At 63.5% G+C, this 573-nt stretch carries 1 pseudogene; it reads right to left on the reverse strand.

The annotated features are described in order from the left end of the window. A pseudogene (locus B2V17_RS10935) lies at positions 1 to 482 on the reverse strand (GGDEF domain-containing protein); the annotation flags it as partial. Between the last annotated feature and the right edge of the window lie 91 nt (positions 483 to 573).

Consider the following 573-nt stretch of genomic DNA (forward strand, 5'->3'; position numbering starts at 1 on the left):
CGGTTGGGCAGGCCGGTCAGGTGGTCTTCCTCGGCGCTGCGCCTTGCTTCGTCGAGACGGCGGCGCAAGGCGCGGGTCTGGGCCTCGCTGCGCAGCATCTGCTTCTCGATGTCGCGGGTCCGGCGCAGCATGACCTTGGCGATCGTGGCCAGTTCGCTGATCACTTCACCGGCCTTGGTCACCTGGGTCAGTTCGTTGACATGCTCTTCCAGCGCCGACTGGTAATCGCTGGTGGCGTTGTGAGCATCGCGGCTGGTCTTGCCGAATTCGTCGATCGAGCTTTCCAGCCGCTCCATCAGCTGGGCCAGCAGGGCAAGGTCATCACCGTTGTTTTCGGCCAGGTTCTCCTCCAACCAGGCCGCGGTGATCGGCTGGCGCGACTGAATCTGGCGATCGATCGCGCGGACCACCTGACTGTCTGCGCCAGTCAGATAGTTCCATGCGACCGTCAGGGCCAGCGGTGTTAGTTCGATCTTGTGCAAGGACAGAAAATTGCCAATTTCCTCCAGTTGCCGGCCTTGCAGGGCCCCGCGCCGTTCGAGTTGCCCTGAGGCGGCGGCGGCTTCGATCGGT

Origin of the sequence: Novosphingobium sp. UBA6272, from assembly GCF_002440635.1 — a bacterium.
GTDB lineage: Bacteria > Pseudomonadota > Alphaproteobacteria > Sphingomonadales > Sphingomonadaceae > Novosphingobium.